Origin of the sequence: Sphingobacterium wenxiniae (assembly GCF_900116225.1) — a bacterium.
Lineage (GTDB): Bacteria > Bacteroidota > Bacteroidia > Sphingobacteriales > Sphingobacteriaceae > Sphingobacterium > Sphingobacterium wenxiniae.
On record NZ_FOZZ01000011.1, the window covers coordinates 47175 to 62263 of the forward strand.

Annotated in this window: 18 protein-coding genes and 1 tRNA gene; 5 read left to right on the forward strand and 14 right to left on the reverse strand. The window is 41.3% G+C overall.

What is annotated here, in order from left to right:
• Positions 1–63 precede the first annotated feature (63 nt).
• Genes BM375_RS13725 through eat form a run of 5 tightly spaced genes read right to left on the reverse strand, consistent with a single transcriptional unit; the run spans position 64 to position 6027 of the window.
• The gene (locus BM375_RS13725) at positions 64–1449 is read right to left on the reverse strand and encodes an aldehyde dehydrogenase family protein (RefSeq protein ID WP_093366886.1); all 1386 of its coding nucleotides are present in this window, start codon (positions 1447–1449) and stop codon (positions 64–66) included.
• Positions 1439–2176, reverse strand: a complete 738-nt coding sequence (locus BM375_RS13730; RefSeq protein WP_093366888.1) for a gamma-glutamyl-gamma-aminobutyrate hydrolase family protein — start codon at positions 2174–2176, stop codon at positions 1439–1441. Before BM375_RS13730 ends, BM375_RS13725 begins: the two co-directional genes overlap by 11 nt.
• A gap of 5 nt (positions 2177–2181) precedes the next feature.
• Positions 2182–3330, reverse strand: a complete 1149-nt coding sequence (locus tag BM375_RS13735; RefSeq protein ID WP_093366889.1) for an iron-containing alcohol dehydrogenase — start codon at positions 3328–3330, stop codon at positions 2182–2184.
• A 13-nt stretch (positions 3331–3343) separates the two neighbouring features.
• Entirely contained in the window at positions 3344–4705 is a 1362-nt protein-coding gene (locus BM375_RS13740; RefSeq protein WP_244525909.1) for a glutamine synthetase family protein, read from the reverse strand.
• The gene (gene eat / locus BM375_RS13745; RefSeq protein ID WP_093366891.1) at positions 4702–6027 is read right to left on the reverse strand and encodes an ethanolamine permease; all 1326 of its coding nucleotides are present in this window, start codon (positions 6025–6027) and stop codon (positions 4702–4704) included. Before eat ends, BM375_RS13740 begins: the two co-directional genes overlap by 4 nt.
• 230 nt (positions 6028–6257) lie before the next feature.
• On the opposite strand from eat, the gene BM375_RS13750 reads away from it, so the two are divergent.
• From BM375_RS13750 to BM375_RS17695, 5 genes are all read left to right on the forward strand, one after another.
• The gene (locus tag BM375_RS13750; RefSeq protein ID WP_093366892.1) at positions 6258–6719 is read left to right on the forward strand and encodes an Lrp/AsnC family transcriptional regulator; all 462 of its coding nucleotides are present in this window, start codon (positions 6258–6260) and stop codon (positions 6717–6719) included.
• A gap of 224 nt (positions 6720–6943) precedes the next feature.
• Positions 6944–7017 (forward strand) — tRNA-Asn (locus tag BM375_RS13755).
• Positions 7018–7363: 346 nt separating this feature from the next.
• Complete coding sequence (locus tag BM375_RS17685) at positions 7364–7855, forward strand: relaxase/mobilization nuclease domain-containing protein (protein ID WP_449618943.1); 492 nt, start codon at positions 7364–7366, stop codon at positions 7853–7855.
• 45 nt (positions 7856–7900) lie between these two features.
• Positions 7901–8422: a hypothetical protein gene (locus tag BM375_RS17690; protein WP_449618944.1), complete on the forward strand. Its 522-nt coding sequence runs from the start codon at positions 7901–7903 to the stop codon at positions 8420–8422.
• Entirely contained in the window at positions 8419–8628 is a 210-nt protein-coding gene (locus BM375_RS17695; RefSeq protein WP_449618945.1) for a hypothetical protein, read from the forward strand. The genes BM375_RS17690 and BM375_RS17695 overlap by 4 nt, the downstream gene beginning before the upstream one ends.
• A gap of 46 nt (positions 8629–8674) precedes the next feature.
• Here BM375_RS17695 and BM375_RS13765 read toward each other — a convergent pair whose 3' ends face one another.
• The 9 genes from BM375_RS13765 to BM375_RS13805 are packed head-to-tail and all read right to left on the reverse strand — an operon-like array spanning position 8675 to position 15089.
• Positions 8675–9583 carry a TIGR01777 family oxidoreductase gene (locus BM375_RS13765; protein ID WP_093366894.1) on the reverse strand — a complete coding sequence of 303 codons (909 nt, stop codon included), beginning with the start codon at positions 9581–9583 and terminating at the stop codon, positions 8675–8677.
• Complete coding sequence (gene idi, locus BM375_RS13770) at positions 9580–10098, reverse strand: isopentenyl-diphosphate Delta-isomerase (RefSeq protein ID WP_093366895.1); 519 nt, start codon at positions 10096–10098, stop codon at positions 9580–9582. Before idi ends, BM375_RS13765 begins: the two co-directional genes overlap by 4 nt.
• Before the next feature lie 2 nt (positions 10099–10100).
• The gene (locus BM375_RS13775) at positions 10101–11405 is read right to left on the reverse strand and encodes a cryptochrome/photolyase family protein (RefSeq protein WP_093366897.1); all 1305 of its coding nucleotides are present in this window, start codon (positions 11403–11405) and stop codon (positions 10101–10103) included.
• The gene (locus BM375_RS13780; protein WP_093366898.1) at positions 11405–12166 is read right to left on the reverse strand and encodes a hypothetical protein; all 762 of its coding nucleotides are present in this window, start codon (positions 12164–12166) and stop codon (positions 11405–11407) included. Before BM375_RS13780 ends, BM375_RS13775 begins: the two co-directional genes overlap by 1 nt.
• Positions 12156–12863 carry a lycopene cyclase domain-containing protein gene (locus tag BM375_RS13785; protein ID WP_244525910.1) on the reverse strand — a complete coding sequence of 236 codons (708 nt, stop codon included), beginning with the start codon at positions 12861–12863 and terminating at the stop codon, positions 12156–12158. Before BM375_RS13785 ends, BM375_RS13780 begins: the two co-directional genes overlap by 11 nt.
• Positions 12863–13321, reverse strand: a complete 459-nt coding sequence (locus tag BM375_RS13790) for a sterol desaturase family protein (RefSeq protein ID WP_093366901.1) — start codon at positions 13319–13321, stop codon at positions 12863–12865. The genes BM375_RS13785 and BM375_RS13790 overlap by 1 nt, the downstream gene beginning before the upstream one ends.
• Positions 13318–13788: an SRPBCC family protein gene (locus tag BM375_RS13795; protein ID WP_093366903.1), complete on the reverse strand. Its 471-nt coding sequence runs from the start codon at positions 13786–13788 to the stop codon at positions 13318–13320. The genes BM375_RS13790 and BM375_RS13795 overlap by 4 nt, the downstream gene beginning before the upstream one ends.
• 3 nt (positions 13789–13791) lie before the next feature.
• Positions 13792–14256 carry a hypothetical protein gene (locus tag BM375_RS13800; RefSeq protein WP_093366904.1) on the reverse strand — a complete coding sequence of 155 codons (465 nt, stop codon included), beginning with the start codon at positions 14254–14256 and terminating at the stop codon, positions 13792–13794.
• Positions 14253–15089, reverse strand: a complete 837-nt coding sequence (locus BM375_RS13805) for a phytoene/squalene synthase family protein (protein WP_093366906.1) — start codon at positions 15087–15089, stop codon at positions 14253–14255. The genes BM375_RS13800 and BM375_RS13805 overlap by 4 nt, the downstream gene beginning before the upstream one ends.

The following is a 15089-nucleotide window of genomic DNA, read 5'->3' on the forward strand; positions in this document are numbered from 1 at the left end:
GTACAGCATTAAAAAGGTCGTTTTTCTAAAAAAAAACGACCTTTTTATTAACGCTCCACAATACTATAACTTTCTTAAATGATAGGCCTTGGGCTGTACGAAAGCGCGTATTCCCTGTATGGAAAGTGTAGCACCCAAGCCTGATTTCTTTCTTCCTGACCATGGTACATTAGGGCTAACCCTGTCACAGCAATTCCAATATACCGTTCCGGTATTCATTTCCTTGAGTATGCGCATAGCACGTTGCTCATTGGCTGAAAAAACAGCTGCTGTAAGCCCGTATTCGGTGTCCTGCATACAGGCAATAGCTTCTTCATCTGAAGATACTTTTTGAATACCGATGATAGGCCCAAAGGATTCTTCCTGCATAACCTTCATCCTATTGTCGCATTCGATCAGCACCGTGGGGTAATAAAAGTTTCCTTGCCCTGCTATTTCTTTTCCACCTAACTTGAGTTGCGCTCCTTTGTCAAGCGCATCCGCGACTTGTTCGTTCAGCAGTGCTGTCTGTGGTTGCCGGGTCAATGGCCCGATAAATGTTTTGATGTCGGTGGGATCGCCAACCACATAGGATTTGACTTCCGTGACAAAATCGGCAACAAATTGCTCGTATATCTTGTCGGAGACATAAATACGTTCTACGGCGCAACAGCTTTGTCCATTGTTGTAAAAAGCACCTTCTGCGGCCGATATGGCGGCTTGTTTGACATCGACGACATCATCGGATACGTATAGTGCATCCTTTCCACCCAATTCCAATTGAAGTGGAACCAATTTGTGTGCTACCGCTTTGGCAATATGAAGCCCCGTTGCGTAAGAACCTGTGAAAAAATACCCATCCATTGGGGCTTCTAAAATCTGCTGCCCTAATCGGCCGTCACCTATCACACAGCGAAACACGTCGGTTGGGATACCAGCCTCATGGAGATATTTTTCAAATTGCAGGCCCGTCAATGCTGCATATTCAGAGGGCTTGTATAGGACAGCATTGCCTGCGACCAAGGCGTATAAAAACACGTTGAAACCCACGTTATACGGGAAATTCCAGGCAGATATATTGGCAATGACCCCAAGAGGTTCGTAAACGATTTTTTCCAATGTGGGGCCCGTTTCTACAAGTGATTCCTCCGATAGCCATTGGATAGCGTTTGCTTGGAGGTGTACAATGCGATTCTGAGCGCCTTGGATTTCGTTCAATGATTGCGTAATGGGCTTGCCGGTTTCTTGGGTCAGGATTGCGGCCAACTCTTGTTTGTTTTCTAAGATGAGTTCCCCGAATTTGACGATACAGTCCAAACGATCCTGTACTGTGCGTTGGCTCCAGTTTTTTTGCCCTTGACGCAAATTTTGAAGAATCGTCTGTAGTCCCGCTTCGGTTTCTTTGGGCAATGTGGCAATGATTTCGTCATTGGCCGGATTTTTTATGACTAGTGTGCTGTTATCTTGCATGGTGTATAAAAGCATTAAAAATTATATCTTCATTAATAAGTTGTCCTTGTTGTGTGTGCGAAAATTCAGGATGCCATTGTACGCCCATCACTTTTCCTTCGGGTTCTTTCGTATAACCAAAAGCCTCAATAAATCCATCATCGGAAGTAGCGTAAACCTCTAAGTCCTTTCCCAGTGTTTTTACTGCTTGATGGTGAACTGTATTGACGTATGGATTTTCTATCGGGCCATAGGATTTGTCCAGAAAACTTCCCGGTACGAAGGTGATAGGATGACGAATGGTGTCATATAGTTCTGCTGAGCGGTGAATGCCCGCATGGGATACCTGAGTTGGTATATCTTGATAAAGCGTCCCCCCGAAATAAGCATTCATCAACTGAAACCCCCGACATACAGCCAAGACAGGTTTGGAATTTTTGATGGCATAATCCAAAATCTTCAATTCGTATTGGTCACGATAGGCGTCGCCTTTCCATTGTCCGATGGGTTCTTCGCCGTATGTCTGTGGCGCAAGATCGCTTCCTCCCTGTAGGATAAAACCATCCATTTCGGCAAGAATATTGGTCAATAGACTGCTGTCTACATCAGGAATCAGTACCGGAAGGATACCTTCCCGTGTGACATAGCGCAGCATATCGCTTTCTGCATAGTGTAACGTTTTATGTCCAAATACCGTTCGTGATGGATCGGGGTACATAAAACAAGAGGTAATACCGATTTTAATCATAGCGCTTATAAGGCTTTCAAGTATATTTCTTTAAAATCTTCCCGTGATACAGGTTTCGGGTTGGATGGATGGCAAAAATCGGCTTCAGCCAATGTTGCCAAAGACTCGATATGTTCCGCTTCGACACCGATAGCTGACAACTTAACAGGCAGATTTAAGCGGTTGTTGAGTTCGAAAAGATGATCAACAACTTTGTCTCCGTTGGTGTATCCAAGGCCTAAAGCCTGTCCGATGCGGTCAAACCGCTCTTCAAAACCTGTGTAGTTAAACTGCATACCATAGGGTAGATTAACCGCATTAGCGAGACCATGGTGTGTGTCTAAGAGGCTGGACAGTGGGTGGGCAAGACTGTGGACGATGCCAAGTCCTTTCTGAAAAGCTACGGCGCCCATCAGGGAAGCAAGTAGCATCTTAGATCGCGAAGCGACATCGGGTCGGAGGGCGGCTGTTTCCAGAGAGTCTGCAATCAAGGCTATGCCTTCTAAAGCAATACCGTCACACATCGGATGAAAACCCTTTGCGAGATAGGCCTCCATGTTGTGGGTCAAAGCGTCCATGCCCGTAGCAGCCGTTACAAAGGAAGGAAGCTCCATGGTGAGGAAAGGGTCTGCGAATACAATTTTCGCCATTAGCTTAGGGCTGAAAAGAATCCGCTTCTTTTTAGACTCATCTTCAGAAATGATAGCACTGCGTCCAACTTCACTGCCTGTCCCTGCGGTGGTAGGTATCGTGATGAAATGCGGAACCTCGTTCGTTACGTAAATATCACCGCCAATCAGGTCATCATAATCGAAAAGGTCGCGTGTGTGGTTTACCCGCAAAGCAATCGCACGGGCAACATCCAAGGCTACGCCCCCGCCTAGACCGATGATGGAATCCCTGTCGGTGGCATGGTAGGTCTCTCCGCCGCGTATCACATCGGATTTGATAGGGTTTTTGTGCATGTCCTTATATACCTCCACATGAATTCCATGCTGTGTCAGATCTTGGAGGATCTCTTTAAAAAAAGGCAATTCAGCGACAACAGGATCCGTGACAAGCAATGGTCGCTGAAGACCATGAGCTTGGAGATATGCAGGTAATTCTTTTACTGCTCCGGCACCAAAACGAATCGGTGTCGGAAAGTTAAATCCATAGATTTTTTGAGTGTCCATATAGGTGTTAAAATCAAATAATTTCAAAATAGCGTTTTGTTTCCCAGTCGGTTACCTGCTCAGCAAACTGTCGCCACTCCCAAAGCCGTGTTTGGGTGAAATGCTCGACAAATGTTGTTCCGAACATTTCTTTGGCAAGGACAGAATGTTTCATGGAGTGTGCTGCTTCATAAAGGTTGGTCGGAAGCTTTCCTGCGCCCATATCCCGGTACCCATTGCCTTTGGTGAGCGGTGTGTCTAAGGAAAGTTTGTTTTTTATCCCGTAGAGACCGCTCGCAAGGCAGGCGGCCATAGCCAGATAAGGGTTGACATCCGAACCGACCACACGGTGTTCGATACGTGTAGATTTCTTGTTGCCGGGGATAATTCGCAGAGCAGTGGTGCGGTTGTCGATTCCCCAGGTAAGGGTAGTCGGTGCCCAAGCACCTTCGGTAAGGCGCTTGTAGCTGTTGACGGTGGGGGCAAACATAGGAAGAATTTCGGGGAGGCAATGCAGTTGTCCGGCAATAAATTGCTCCATCAGCTCGCTGATGCCGTGTTCTCGGGATTCGTCGTAGAACAGGTTTTGGGTGTTGTCTGCATTCCATAAGCTTTGGTGGACATGTCCACTGCACCCTGGTAGCTCTTTGGTTTGCTTGGCCATGAAACTGGCCATGATGCCGTGTTTTTTGCCAATTTCCTTGACAGCAGATTTGAACAGGACTGCCCGGTCAGCCGCCTCCAAAATATCGCTGTACTGTATAGCGGCTTCTAATACACCTGGCCCGGTTTCGGTGTGCAATCCTTCCAATGGAACGCGAAGCGATTCCAGCATGGTCAACATATCCATGAAAAATGGACAATTGTCGGATATTCTTAATATCGAATAACCAAACATCCCGGGAGTAAGCGGTTCGAGATGTTTAAAGGTTTTTGGCGATTGTGATTGTGGAGTCTCATTGAAATTGAACCATTCAAATTCCTGGGAAAATGCAGGTTGATATCCCATGGAAATAGCTTCCTCCAAGATTTTTTTGAGCAAGGTTCTGGGACATACATTCTGATCCTTCGATGAACCATCGTTAAAATCGCCCAAAAAGAAAGGCATGTCATCTTGCCAGGGAATCATGCGGTAAGTTGTCGGATCGATATAGGCAGGCATGTCACCGTATCCAGTATGCCAACCCGTGATGTCCACATTATCATACGCAAGATCATTCATATCCCAGCCGAAGACAACGGAACAGAATCCAAAATCGCTATTCAGTGCAGAGATGAATTTTTCACGGTGCATGAATTTACCTCGCAGAACGCCGTCTATATCGACAATCGCCACCTTAATATGGCTGTGTTCACTAGCTTTGAGTTTCGATATGATTTCGTTTTTGTCCATCATGATTTTGAGTTTTGTTGGTTTTTTTGAAGAAAAAGAATGAAATATAGATAGGAAATCCCTACTAGCCCGCAGAACACCAAGGCTGTAATAGGATTGTAATAGGTCATGGCGCAAAAAGCTATGCAAGCAATGATAAGTGCTACTGTTGGAAAAAGAGGATACATCGGAGCTTTAAATGGACGTTCCAGTTCAGGTTCTTTCTTTCGCAAGGCGAAGAAGGAAAGCATGGAGATGATATAGAGCACAAGTGCACCAAAACAGGCTATTGTGATGATCTCAGCTGTCTTACCTGTAAATAAGGCAACAATACCGACAAGCATATTGATGACTAAGGCGTATGCAGGAGTTTTGAAGCGACGATGTACTTTGCCTAAAACCCTTGGGGCGTAGCCCACGCGCCCAAACTCAAATGTAGCACGACCTCCTGCAAGAATAATCCCGTGAAAAGAAGCGATCAAGCCTAATAGTCCAACGCCTATCAAGAGTTTGTACAGGATATGGCTACTGTCGATGACATAGGAAATGGCTAAAGGCAGTGGAGAATCTGAGGGTTCCGAACTCCCTTCGGGATAGACGACAGCTTCCCATCCGGCCACGCCTACCGCGGATACAAAGGTGAGGATACATAGGGCGATTAGGGTCAAGATAGCCGAACCAAAGCCAATAAGTACATTTCTTTGCGGATTGATGGTCTCCTCAGCTACATTAGCAATCCCCTCAATCGCCAAAAAAAACCAAATAGCGAAGGGAATGGCCGCGAAAATTCCTGAAAAACCATTTGGGAGGGCATTCTTTTGTAGGTTGCTGAACTCAAATTCCGGAAGCGTTACACCCGCAAAAATCAGCAACTCGATAACGGCCAAAATAGTAATGACCAGTTCAAATGAAGCGGCTAATTTTACTCCCAGAATATTGATTGCCGTGAAGATTAGATAGGCTCCGATTGCAAATACCATAAAATTGACGGAGGGATAGAGTAGGTTGAGATAAGCCCCGATGGCTGCTGCAATAGCCGGAGGGGCAAATACGAATTCTATATTTTGAGCAATACCGGCTATAAAGCCCATTTTCTTGCCTAATCCTCTGTCGGCATATTCGAAGGCTCCTCCTGCCTTTGGGATAGCGCAGGCCATCTCGGTATAGCTGAATGTAAAGGTTAGGTACATAATGATAATAAAAACGGTGGCGATGGCCAATCCGTATGTACCACCTTCGGCTAATCCCAGATTCCACCCGAAATACATGCCGGAGATGACATAGCCTACACCCAGTCCCCATAACATGAGGGGGCTAAGAACTTTCTTTAGTTGTGTATCACTCATATTTTTTAGTTTAAAATACCCTATAAGTAGGGTATTTGGTTAAATACCTTTCATAAAGGCAATTCATTAAAATGGTTAAGTGAAATTACCGTTAATTTTTATAAATCAGCATATTTCATCTTGTTAATTTTAAAGTTTGGTAAATAAAGTTTGTTTTTTATGTATTTTTAGTATTTTCAATCCATAAGGAAGCTTTGATTTCTTTTTTTGTAGGCTAAAATTGCTGGAAAATGAAACTGGATAGTAAAGACTTAAAAATATTGGACCTCTTGCAGAGAGATGCACAGGTCAGTAACAAAGAAATATCGGCAAAGGTAAACCTTTCGTTGACCCCGTTGTATGAACGGATAAAGAAACTGACATCAATGGCTTTTCTTAAAAAGAAGGTGTACCTGCTTGATAGGAAAATGCTGGATCTGAACCTTATGGTCTTGGTTTCTGTCAAAATAGAAAAGCATTCAGGAGAAGCAGCGCAGTCTTTTATGGATGAAATCAAAAAGATTCCCGAAGTTGTAGAATGTTTTCATGTGACAGGAGCTTTTGATTTCCATTTGAAAGTCTATGCACGTGATATAGACCACTATCATGAATTCAATTTTAATAAATTGGCCTCCATCAAAAGTATCCGACATATGGAGAGCTATTTTGTGATGAAAGAGGTTGTTAATACGACGAGCCTGCCACTGGGGTGACAAATGAAGGGGACAACAAGATTGCTTCTGTGTAATGATATTAGGGGAGAAGATGCCAATAAGATAATTGCTATCGATGGAGACGTGATTTTTTTTCATTGTGTATGAGTGCTTTGGTATTATGTTGTATGATTTTTCGTCCTAGTGCTTGACGCTTTTAAGATAATGTTATATTTTTGTGTCACTTTAGAAAAGCGGGTTCAATCTGCATTTAAAGTGTAAATTCCTGAATAGCTCAGTTGGTTAGAGCATCTGACTGTTAATCAGAGGGTCGCTGGTTCGAGCCCAGCTTCAGGAGCAAACAAAAAAAGCTGTTTTTCGATAAGAAAAACAGCTTTTTTGCTTTTTAAACGAGGATTAGAGACATCTTCGCTTGGCCGATCGGATTCTCCGGTTCGGTGTGATTTACATAGTTTTTTGTTGAACTTCACGTCGTTTTGTTACAAATATGTAACAGAAATTCCGGCGTGCTTAAGGAAAAAATTATGGCAACCGTAAGCGCAAAAATTTATGAACATCACAAGAAAGCTGATGGCACTTACAATGTGAAAATCTGTGTCTATCACAAGGGTAAAAGAAACAAAGGAAATCATTCGTTTGACACAGGAGTTTGAAAAGAAATATCTGAATAAAGAGCAAGAAAAATGATTGCAAAAATCGGAAAGGGAAGCAATATGTACGGAGCGATTTTGTACAATCAGCAGAAAGTGGAAAAGGAAAACGGAGCGGTTCTGTTGCTCAACAAGATACCCGACACGGTGGACGGCAGGTATTCCGTTGCGTATTTTAATAAATGTTTTGAGCCGTATCTGTCTGCCAATATCAAAACGGAAAAGACGGTACGGCACATTTCATTGAACCCCGATCCAAAAGACGAGGTAAGCGATGAACAGTTTACCGAAATGGCACAGGAGTATATGGAGCGTATGGGTTACGGCAATCAGCCGTATATCGTATTCAAACATACGGACATTGACCGCACACATATACACATTGTTTCGACCTGCGTGGGCATTGATGGCAAGAAAATTCCCGATGATTACGACCACCCACGCTCAATGGCTGTCTGTCGGGATTTGGAAACCAAATACAACCTGCACAAAGCTACCGAGCAGGAACAGAAACAAACCGATTAGATTTTCAAAAAGGTAGAACAGCAGAAAGGCGATATTAAAAGTCAAATGGCTTCGGTAGTTCGGCATCTGCCGAAGTATTACCAATACACAAGCATTGGAACATACAACGCTTTGCTTTCGTTTTTGAATATTACGGCAGAGGAAATAAAAGGCGAACGCAACGGAGAGCCGATACACGGATTGGTATATTTCGCTTTGAACGATAAGGGAGAAAAAGTAAGCAATCCGTTTAAAGCGTCTTTGTTTGGCAAGCACGCAGGAGTAAACGGATTACAACGGCACTTTGGACAGTCGAAAGAGAAAATGAAAACCAACCCTGCGAGGTCTGTCCTCAAAAATGCGGTGGAGCTTGCCATTCATACCACAGACAGCGAAAGGAATTTAAAAAGCAACTTGCCGAACAGAATATTCAGACGGTTGTCCGCAGGAACAACAGCGGACGGATTTACGGCATTACGTTTATTGACAATGGTAGCCGTACTGTTTGGAATGGCTCGCAGTTGGACAGAAACTTGTCTGCAAATCTGTTTAACGATTGGTGGAACAACGGAAACAAACCCGAATTGAAAGCTCAGGACAGCCCTGTTTCCAATACGGACCCGATAGACAACCAACCGACAAAAGACCTTTTTGAGTTCATCACACAGGAGCGTTCGCACAGTTCTGATTTGGGGTTGTTCAGCCTGTTGCCCCAAGCACAGGGCGAGGACTACGAGGAAGAACAGCTCGCCAATCGAATGAAGAAGAAAAAGAAGAAAGACAGGAAATTGTGAATACGTAAATGTTTATTTCAAATAATGCTAATTCCGTAAACCGCACTTACTTTAAACCGAATAATGATTTTTCAATGGTGTTGTATTCAAACTGAAAGCCTGCTTTTTTTAGCTTTTCATTACTCACTTTTGAACCCTCCAACAACATTACAGACATTTCGCCGAGCAATAGTTGTATCAAGAATGCCGGTGCATTAGGTAAAATACTTGTCTTCCTGAAGGATTGAAGTAAAATTTTAGAAAAATCATTCATCGTGATATGCTCGGAAGAAACCACATTGAAGACACCTCTTATTTCATCGGTTTGTAAAATAAATTCGTACAAACGAACCAAGTCACGTATATCTATCCATGGTAAAAATTGCCTTCCGTTTCCCAAAGCAATATTAATACCCCATTTAGCCAACGGAGCTAATTTTTGGTACATACCACCCTCTTTTCCCAACACGACACCTTTCCTTAAAATAGTGGTGGCAATATCACTATTTTCAAATTGTAGTGCAGCTTTTTCCCATTGCTCACAAACAGAAGCTAAAAAGTCGTCGCCGCTATCAGAAATTTCTGTGAATATTTTAGTGGAAGTAACTGCTCCATAGTACCCCACAGCAGATGAAGAAATGAAAGTGTCTAAACCAATATTTAGTCTATTGACATACTGGTACAGTAGGTCGATTGCCTTTATGCGGCTTTCGATGATTTTAACTTTCCTTTTTTTTGTCCATCGCTTTTCACCGATGTTAACCCCTGTCAGATTGATGATTATTGTAACACCGTCAAACGCCTTGCCATCAATAACAGCCTTCTCTATGTTCCATCGAAAATAATGTATATTTTCAGTCTCCGAAATATTGTTTCCTCGGGTTAAAACATGAACTATATAACCACAGTTTACGAGATGTTTTATCAATGCCTTCCCCACAAAACCTGTCCCTCCAGCAATCAGTATTTTTTTCATCGTTCTATTTTTGAAAGCAATTCCGGGAGAGCCTGTTTAAACCATACTGTATAAAGTGAGGGATTCTCATTTATATCTGATAATATTTCAGTAGGATTCATCCACTTATAATCCTGCACTTCATCGTCGTTGGGCAACGGATTCTGGTCAGAATAACCAACAAAAACATGGTCTAACTCGTGTTCGGTTAGGTTATTTTCGACAGTAGTGTAGTAGATAAACGAATACACCAGCTCTAAATTGGATTTCAACCCCATTTCATAGTTTAATCGTTCTAAAGCACTTGAACCTACATCTTCACCCCATTGCGGATGTGAACAACAGGTATTGGTCCACAAACCACCACCATGATATTTATGTTTCGCCCGTTGCTGTAACAGCAATTCGCCTTTAGCATTAAAAATAAACACCGAAAATGCCCTGTGCAGCTCGCCTTGCTGATGAGCCAACAGCTTCTCCATCTCTCCGATGGCATTGTCTTCTCTATCTACAAGTACTACTTTGTTTCTTTCCATATTTACGTATTTTCTTTAACCGCACCGGCATACACTTTCAAAGCTCTTTCTCGTGCGGCACTGTGTTCTACAATAGGTTGGGGATAGTTTTCTGTTCCAAATTCAGGAAGCCACTTTTTGATATAGACCAAATCTTTATCGAATTTTTCAGTTTGTGTGGTTGGATTAAAAACCCTGAAGTACGGTGCGGCATCACAACCCGAACCTGCCGCCCATTGCCAGTTGCCGTTGTTGGCAGACAAATCGTAATCGTTGAGTTTTTGGGCAAAATACGCTTCGCCCCAACGCCAATCAATCAACAAATGCTTACACAAAAAACTCGCAACAATCATCCGCACCCGATTGTGCATATAACCCGTTTCGTTGAGTTGTCGCATTCCGGCATCTACAATCGGATAGCCGGTTTTTCCGTTGCACCATCTTTGAAATTCTTGCTCATTATTTCGCCATTGGATAGTATCGTATTTTGCTTTGAACGATTGATTTTCCACTTTTGGGAAATGATACAAAATCTGCATAAAAAAATCACGCCAAATCAGTTCGTTGAGCCAAGTTTGATTGTGTTCTAAGGCAAAAGCCACACATTTTCTGACCGAAATAGTTCCGAAACGCAAAGCAATTCCCAATTGAGTTGTTCTTTGTAATACCGGATAATCTCTGTATTTATCGTAATCGGAAATTATAGCAATATCCAATTTTGGTATTTCAAAAATCATATCCGTTTTTTCAAAACCAATTTCTTCTAAAGAATGAATTTCTTTAAAATCCTGCTTTAGAAAATTTGTAAAATCCGTTTTGTACGGCTTATAATGTTCTTCTGTTAATCGTTCTTTCCATTTTTTGGAATAAGGCGTGTAAACCGTGTAAGGCGTGCCGTCATTTTTCAGCACATCGTTTTTGTCAAATATCACTTGGTCTTTATATGCTCTGAAAGGAATGTTTTGCTCGCTGAAAAAATGATAAATCTCCATATCTCTTTTTATCGCTTGGGGTTCGTAATCCCGATTGCAAAAAACAGCTTGGACGTCAAATTCCTCCAAAAGCATTTTAAAAATATCCATTGGATTTCCGTAAAAAGTATTCAGCCTTGCATTGGATGATTTTAGTCGATAATTTATGTCGGAAAGAGCCTGATGAATATAATCCACTCTTCGGTCTTTTTTATCTTCAAAGCGTTTCAAAATATTTGCATCGAAAATAAAAATCGGCAAAACAGGATATTCCGAAGCTAATGCCTGATACAAACTGGCATTATCTTCCAGACGCAAGTCCCTACGAAACCAAAAAACGGATACCTTACTTTTCATCAAACCGATTTTTTCATAAAAATCTGAACAGCAATATTTCCAAAAATGAATACCGCAACACTTAATGCCGTGATAAAAACACTATCATTGTTCGGTTGATTGGCTACTGCAATCGCCAGCAATGCCCAAACGGAAACCAGCGCAAACACCGGCATTTTTTGCTTCCAAAGCATAAATAAATGAACCAATGCAGCAATTAAAATCATCATAATCGTCCAAGTAGTTTCTGAAAGCCCAAAGCCGTTCCATGCTACTTTTTTTAATAAAAAGGCTGCATTCGCAATCAACGCAACCGAAATCCAACCTGCATAAATATGAAAAGGAAATCGGAGAAAAAGCCGTGTTTTCAAGTTGGCAGATTGAAGCTCAGGCTTGATTTGCTGTACTATTTTCAATAATGAAACAAAAATAACAACCATTAAAAGAATAGAAAGGAACGTATAGCCATACATCCACGTCACCACCCACAAGCTGTTGGCTATGCAGGATATGACAAACCACCAACCAATAGTTGAAACAGTTTTTCCTTTCGTTTCGGTCCTTTTTGTTAGCGGACCATAGTAAATCACAAAACCCAAAAGTCCGATGTAAATAATTCCCCATATAGAAAACGCATATCCTGCCGGAGTAAACAGCGTTGGATGTTTTGCCGAAATACTTGCCATTGTCTCGCCATTAAGCATACCACTACTGGAGAGATAGTTTATGGCGATGGTTGCGACTAAAGCAAGCCCATTTAAAAGTTGAAATTTATTCTTCATTACCTTGCTGTTTTAGTGATTTACCAGAAAATTTCTTGAAAAAATACAGCACCAAAAGAAACTGCGTATAGCCATATACCGCATCTTCTATGGGTATCGTTCCCATTCGTATGCCCAAAAAATCACCGGGATTGTAATTCACGATAGGCGATTCTAATCCTGTCCCTGTCAATACACCATTTACCGGGAAGAAGCCCAACATCAAAACCGTAAACACCATTGATGCCTTACTAATCCAATCTGCACGAACGATAAAATGCAGATAGATTAAGGTTGCTATTGTTGCGATAGCTGTTACCAGTGTGTAAATTTTGTCGTGATGCAATAGTGCCATCACAGCACATACGATTACAGTTACAAAAACAATCAGGTTGTTAAATCCCGAAAGCCAATCCAACTTGAAAAATTTGTCAAAACAGAAATAGGTAAACACACAGGAAAACGGAATACAGATAAAAAACAGCCATTCTTCCAGAGGCAATCCTGCGATGACTATGCCAAGCGTATAATCAGTATTGAACCACCAAACGCCTCTTGCCGTAAACCAAACATCCCATGCGATGAAAGGAATGGCCACCAAAACAGCCGATTTCAGAAATGCTCCGAAATGTCGATTAAAGAGTATTCTTCGGTCAAAAGATGCGATGAAACAAATGATGACCGTGAAAAACAGGATTAATGCGTAAGTATAAGCCATCATTTTTTAGCGGAATTAAAATACATTCTGAAATATTTGAAAGGCACGTACAGAAATCCGAAACATTCGCCATCTTCTTTTCCCGTGTGCTTGTGATGCTGTTTGTGAGCTCTGCGAAGTGCCAAGAAATAGGGGTTTTGAGTACGACTGAAAATTTTGATGCGTTGATGAATAAAAATATCGTGTACGAAAAAATAAGCCATTCCGTACAGCATTATTCCCAAGCCGATAAAGAATAAATAATTAAGATCCTTTAACGAACCGAAGTACATCAGAGCTATCGTTGGCAAGGAAAATATCACAAAGAAATAGTCGTTCATTTCCAAAATGCCCTCATTGCTATGGTCGTGGTGGTCCCTGTGCAAAACCCACAAAAAGCCGTGCATCACGTATTTGTGGATAATCCAGGTTGCTCCTTCCATCAATATAAATGTGAGCAATGCGATTAATACGTTCATATCGAAATCTTTTTTTTAAATTGTTGTTCTAAAACTTGGTAGCGAAAATCGAAAATCGACTCCAATTTCTTTTTTACAAATGCCCGATGTGCCATAGTTCCCAAAACACCGAAAGGCAACTCATATTCTACCGTATCTTTCATCAGCACACCGTCTGCGTTGGGAATAAATTCGTGAAAATGATTCCAATATTTGTAAGGTCCTTTTTGTTGAAAATCGGTGAAACTTTTGCGTGTATCTACCTGCGTTATTTTTGTCCGCCATTGTAGCGGAATACGTAATATCGGTGAAACGGTATAATCGATAATCATTCCCTTGAAAATCGGTTCGTTTTGAAAATCGGACAATACCGTAAATCCCATATCCTTTGGTGTTATTTTCGACAAATTCATTGGGGAAGAGAAAAATGCCCAAGCCGTTTCTATATTGCAATGCAATTGTTGTTCTCTGTATAATCGATGTTTCATTTTCTATTCTTTTAGCAAGGATTCTATGTGCCTATTCAGTACAGGCGATTTTATTTGACTTCGATTGTTCTTAATAAATTGTATGTCCTCTGTTATGTTTGATTTATACCCCAAAAAAGACGGTGCATTTTTCTGAACAGAAAGTCGGATAAACCTCAACTTAACATTATCCGGCTCCTTTTTAATGGCTTCTTCTATGTTTTTCTTTCCTTCTTTAAATGTATTGAGCTTGCTCATCGTACTAAAAACGTGGTTTGCCCAAATGGTCTGCAAGCCTCCCAGATACCCCAAATGTGTACTCGAATTGTTTTTTGTTCCTTTCAAATTCGCTATCGCACTTTTGCACAGTTCCTCGTTTGAAGCCATTTTATCGTAATTTTTTCGTACATCGTCTAATATGTCTGCACGCATTTCAGAGATTACAAAAAGATAAAGTACAGACATCAGCAAAATGAATGTTTTTGTCATAGAAAAGCCGTTTTATATCTTACATAACTTGTAAGCGCTACATAAGCTTTTTCAGAATTGTGAATACGCACCCTGTTATTCAGTATCTCTTTCGACGATTTTCTTTTTATCTTTTTAAACAATGACCAATAATATTTATAAGCCAGATACACCCCAAAAATTGAAGAGCTTGGGAGCTTCTTAATGCCGATTAGAGCTTCTTTGAATTCTTCTTCAATCTCTGTTTCTATTTCGGATTTCACAGCATTGTCAAATACATTCATATCGATATTCGGAAAATAAGTGCGTCCCAAAATCTGATAATCGTCTTTCAAATCCCTCAAGAAATTAATTTTCTGAAACGCCGAACCCAGCTTCATTGCATAGGGTTTTAGCTCTTCGTATTTTTCGTTATTTCCATTGGTAAAAACCTGCAAACACATCAAGCCAACCACTTCTGCCGACCCGAAAATATATTCTTTGTATAATTCATAATTATAATCTACTTGTTGCAAATCCATTTCCATACTGTGCAAAAATTGGTCAATCAGATTTTTGTCCATAGCGTATTTGTGCACTGTTTCCTGAAAGGATTGTAAAATCGGATTCAGAGAAATTTTTTCTGATAAAGCGTTTTCTGTTTCCATTTTCAAACGGTTAAGCAATTTGCTTTTGTCGTAATCGTGAAAGCTGTCCACGATTTCATCTGCCAATCTTACATAGCCGTAAATTGCATAAATAGCCTTACGAATAGCGGGCTTTAGCGCTAAAATACCCAAAGAAAAACTAGTGCTGTATTTTTGGGTGGTTATCTTACTTACCGAGTAAGAGAGTTCGTCAAATAGATGTTTCAT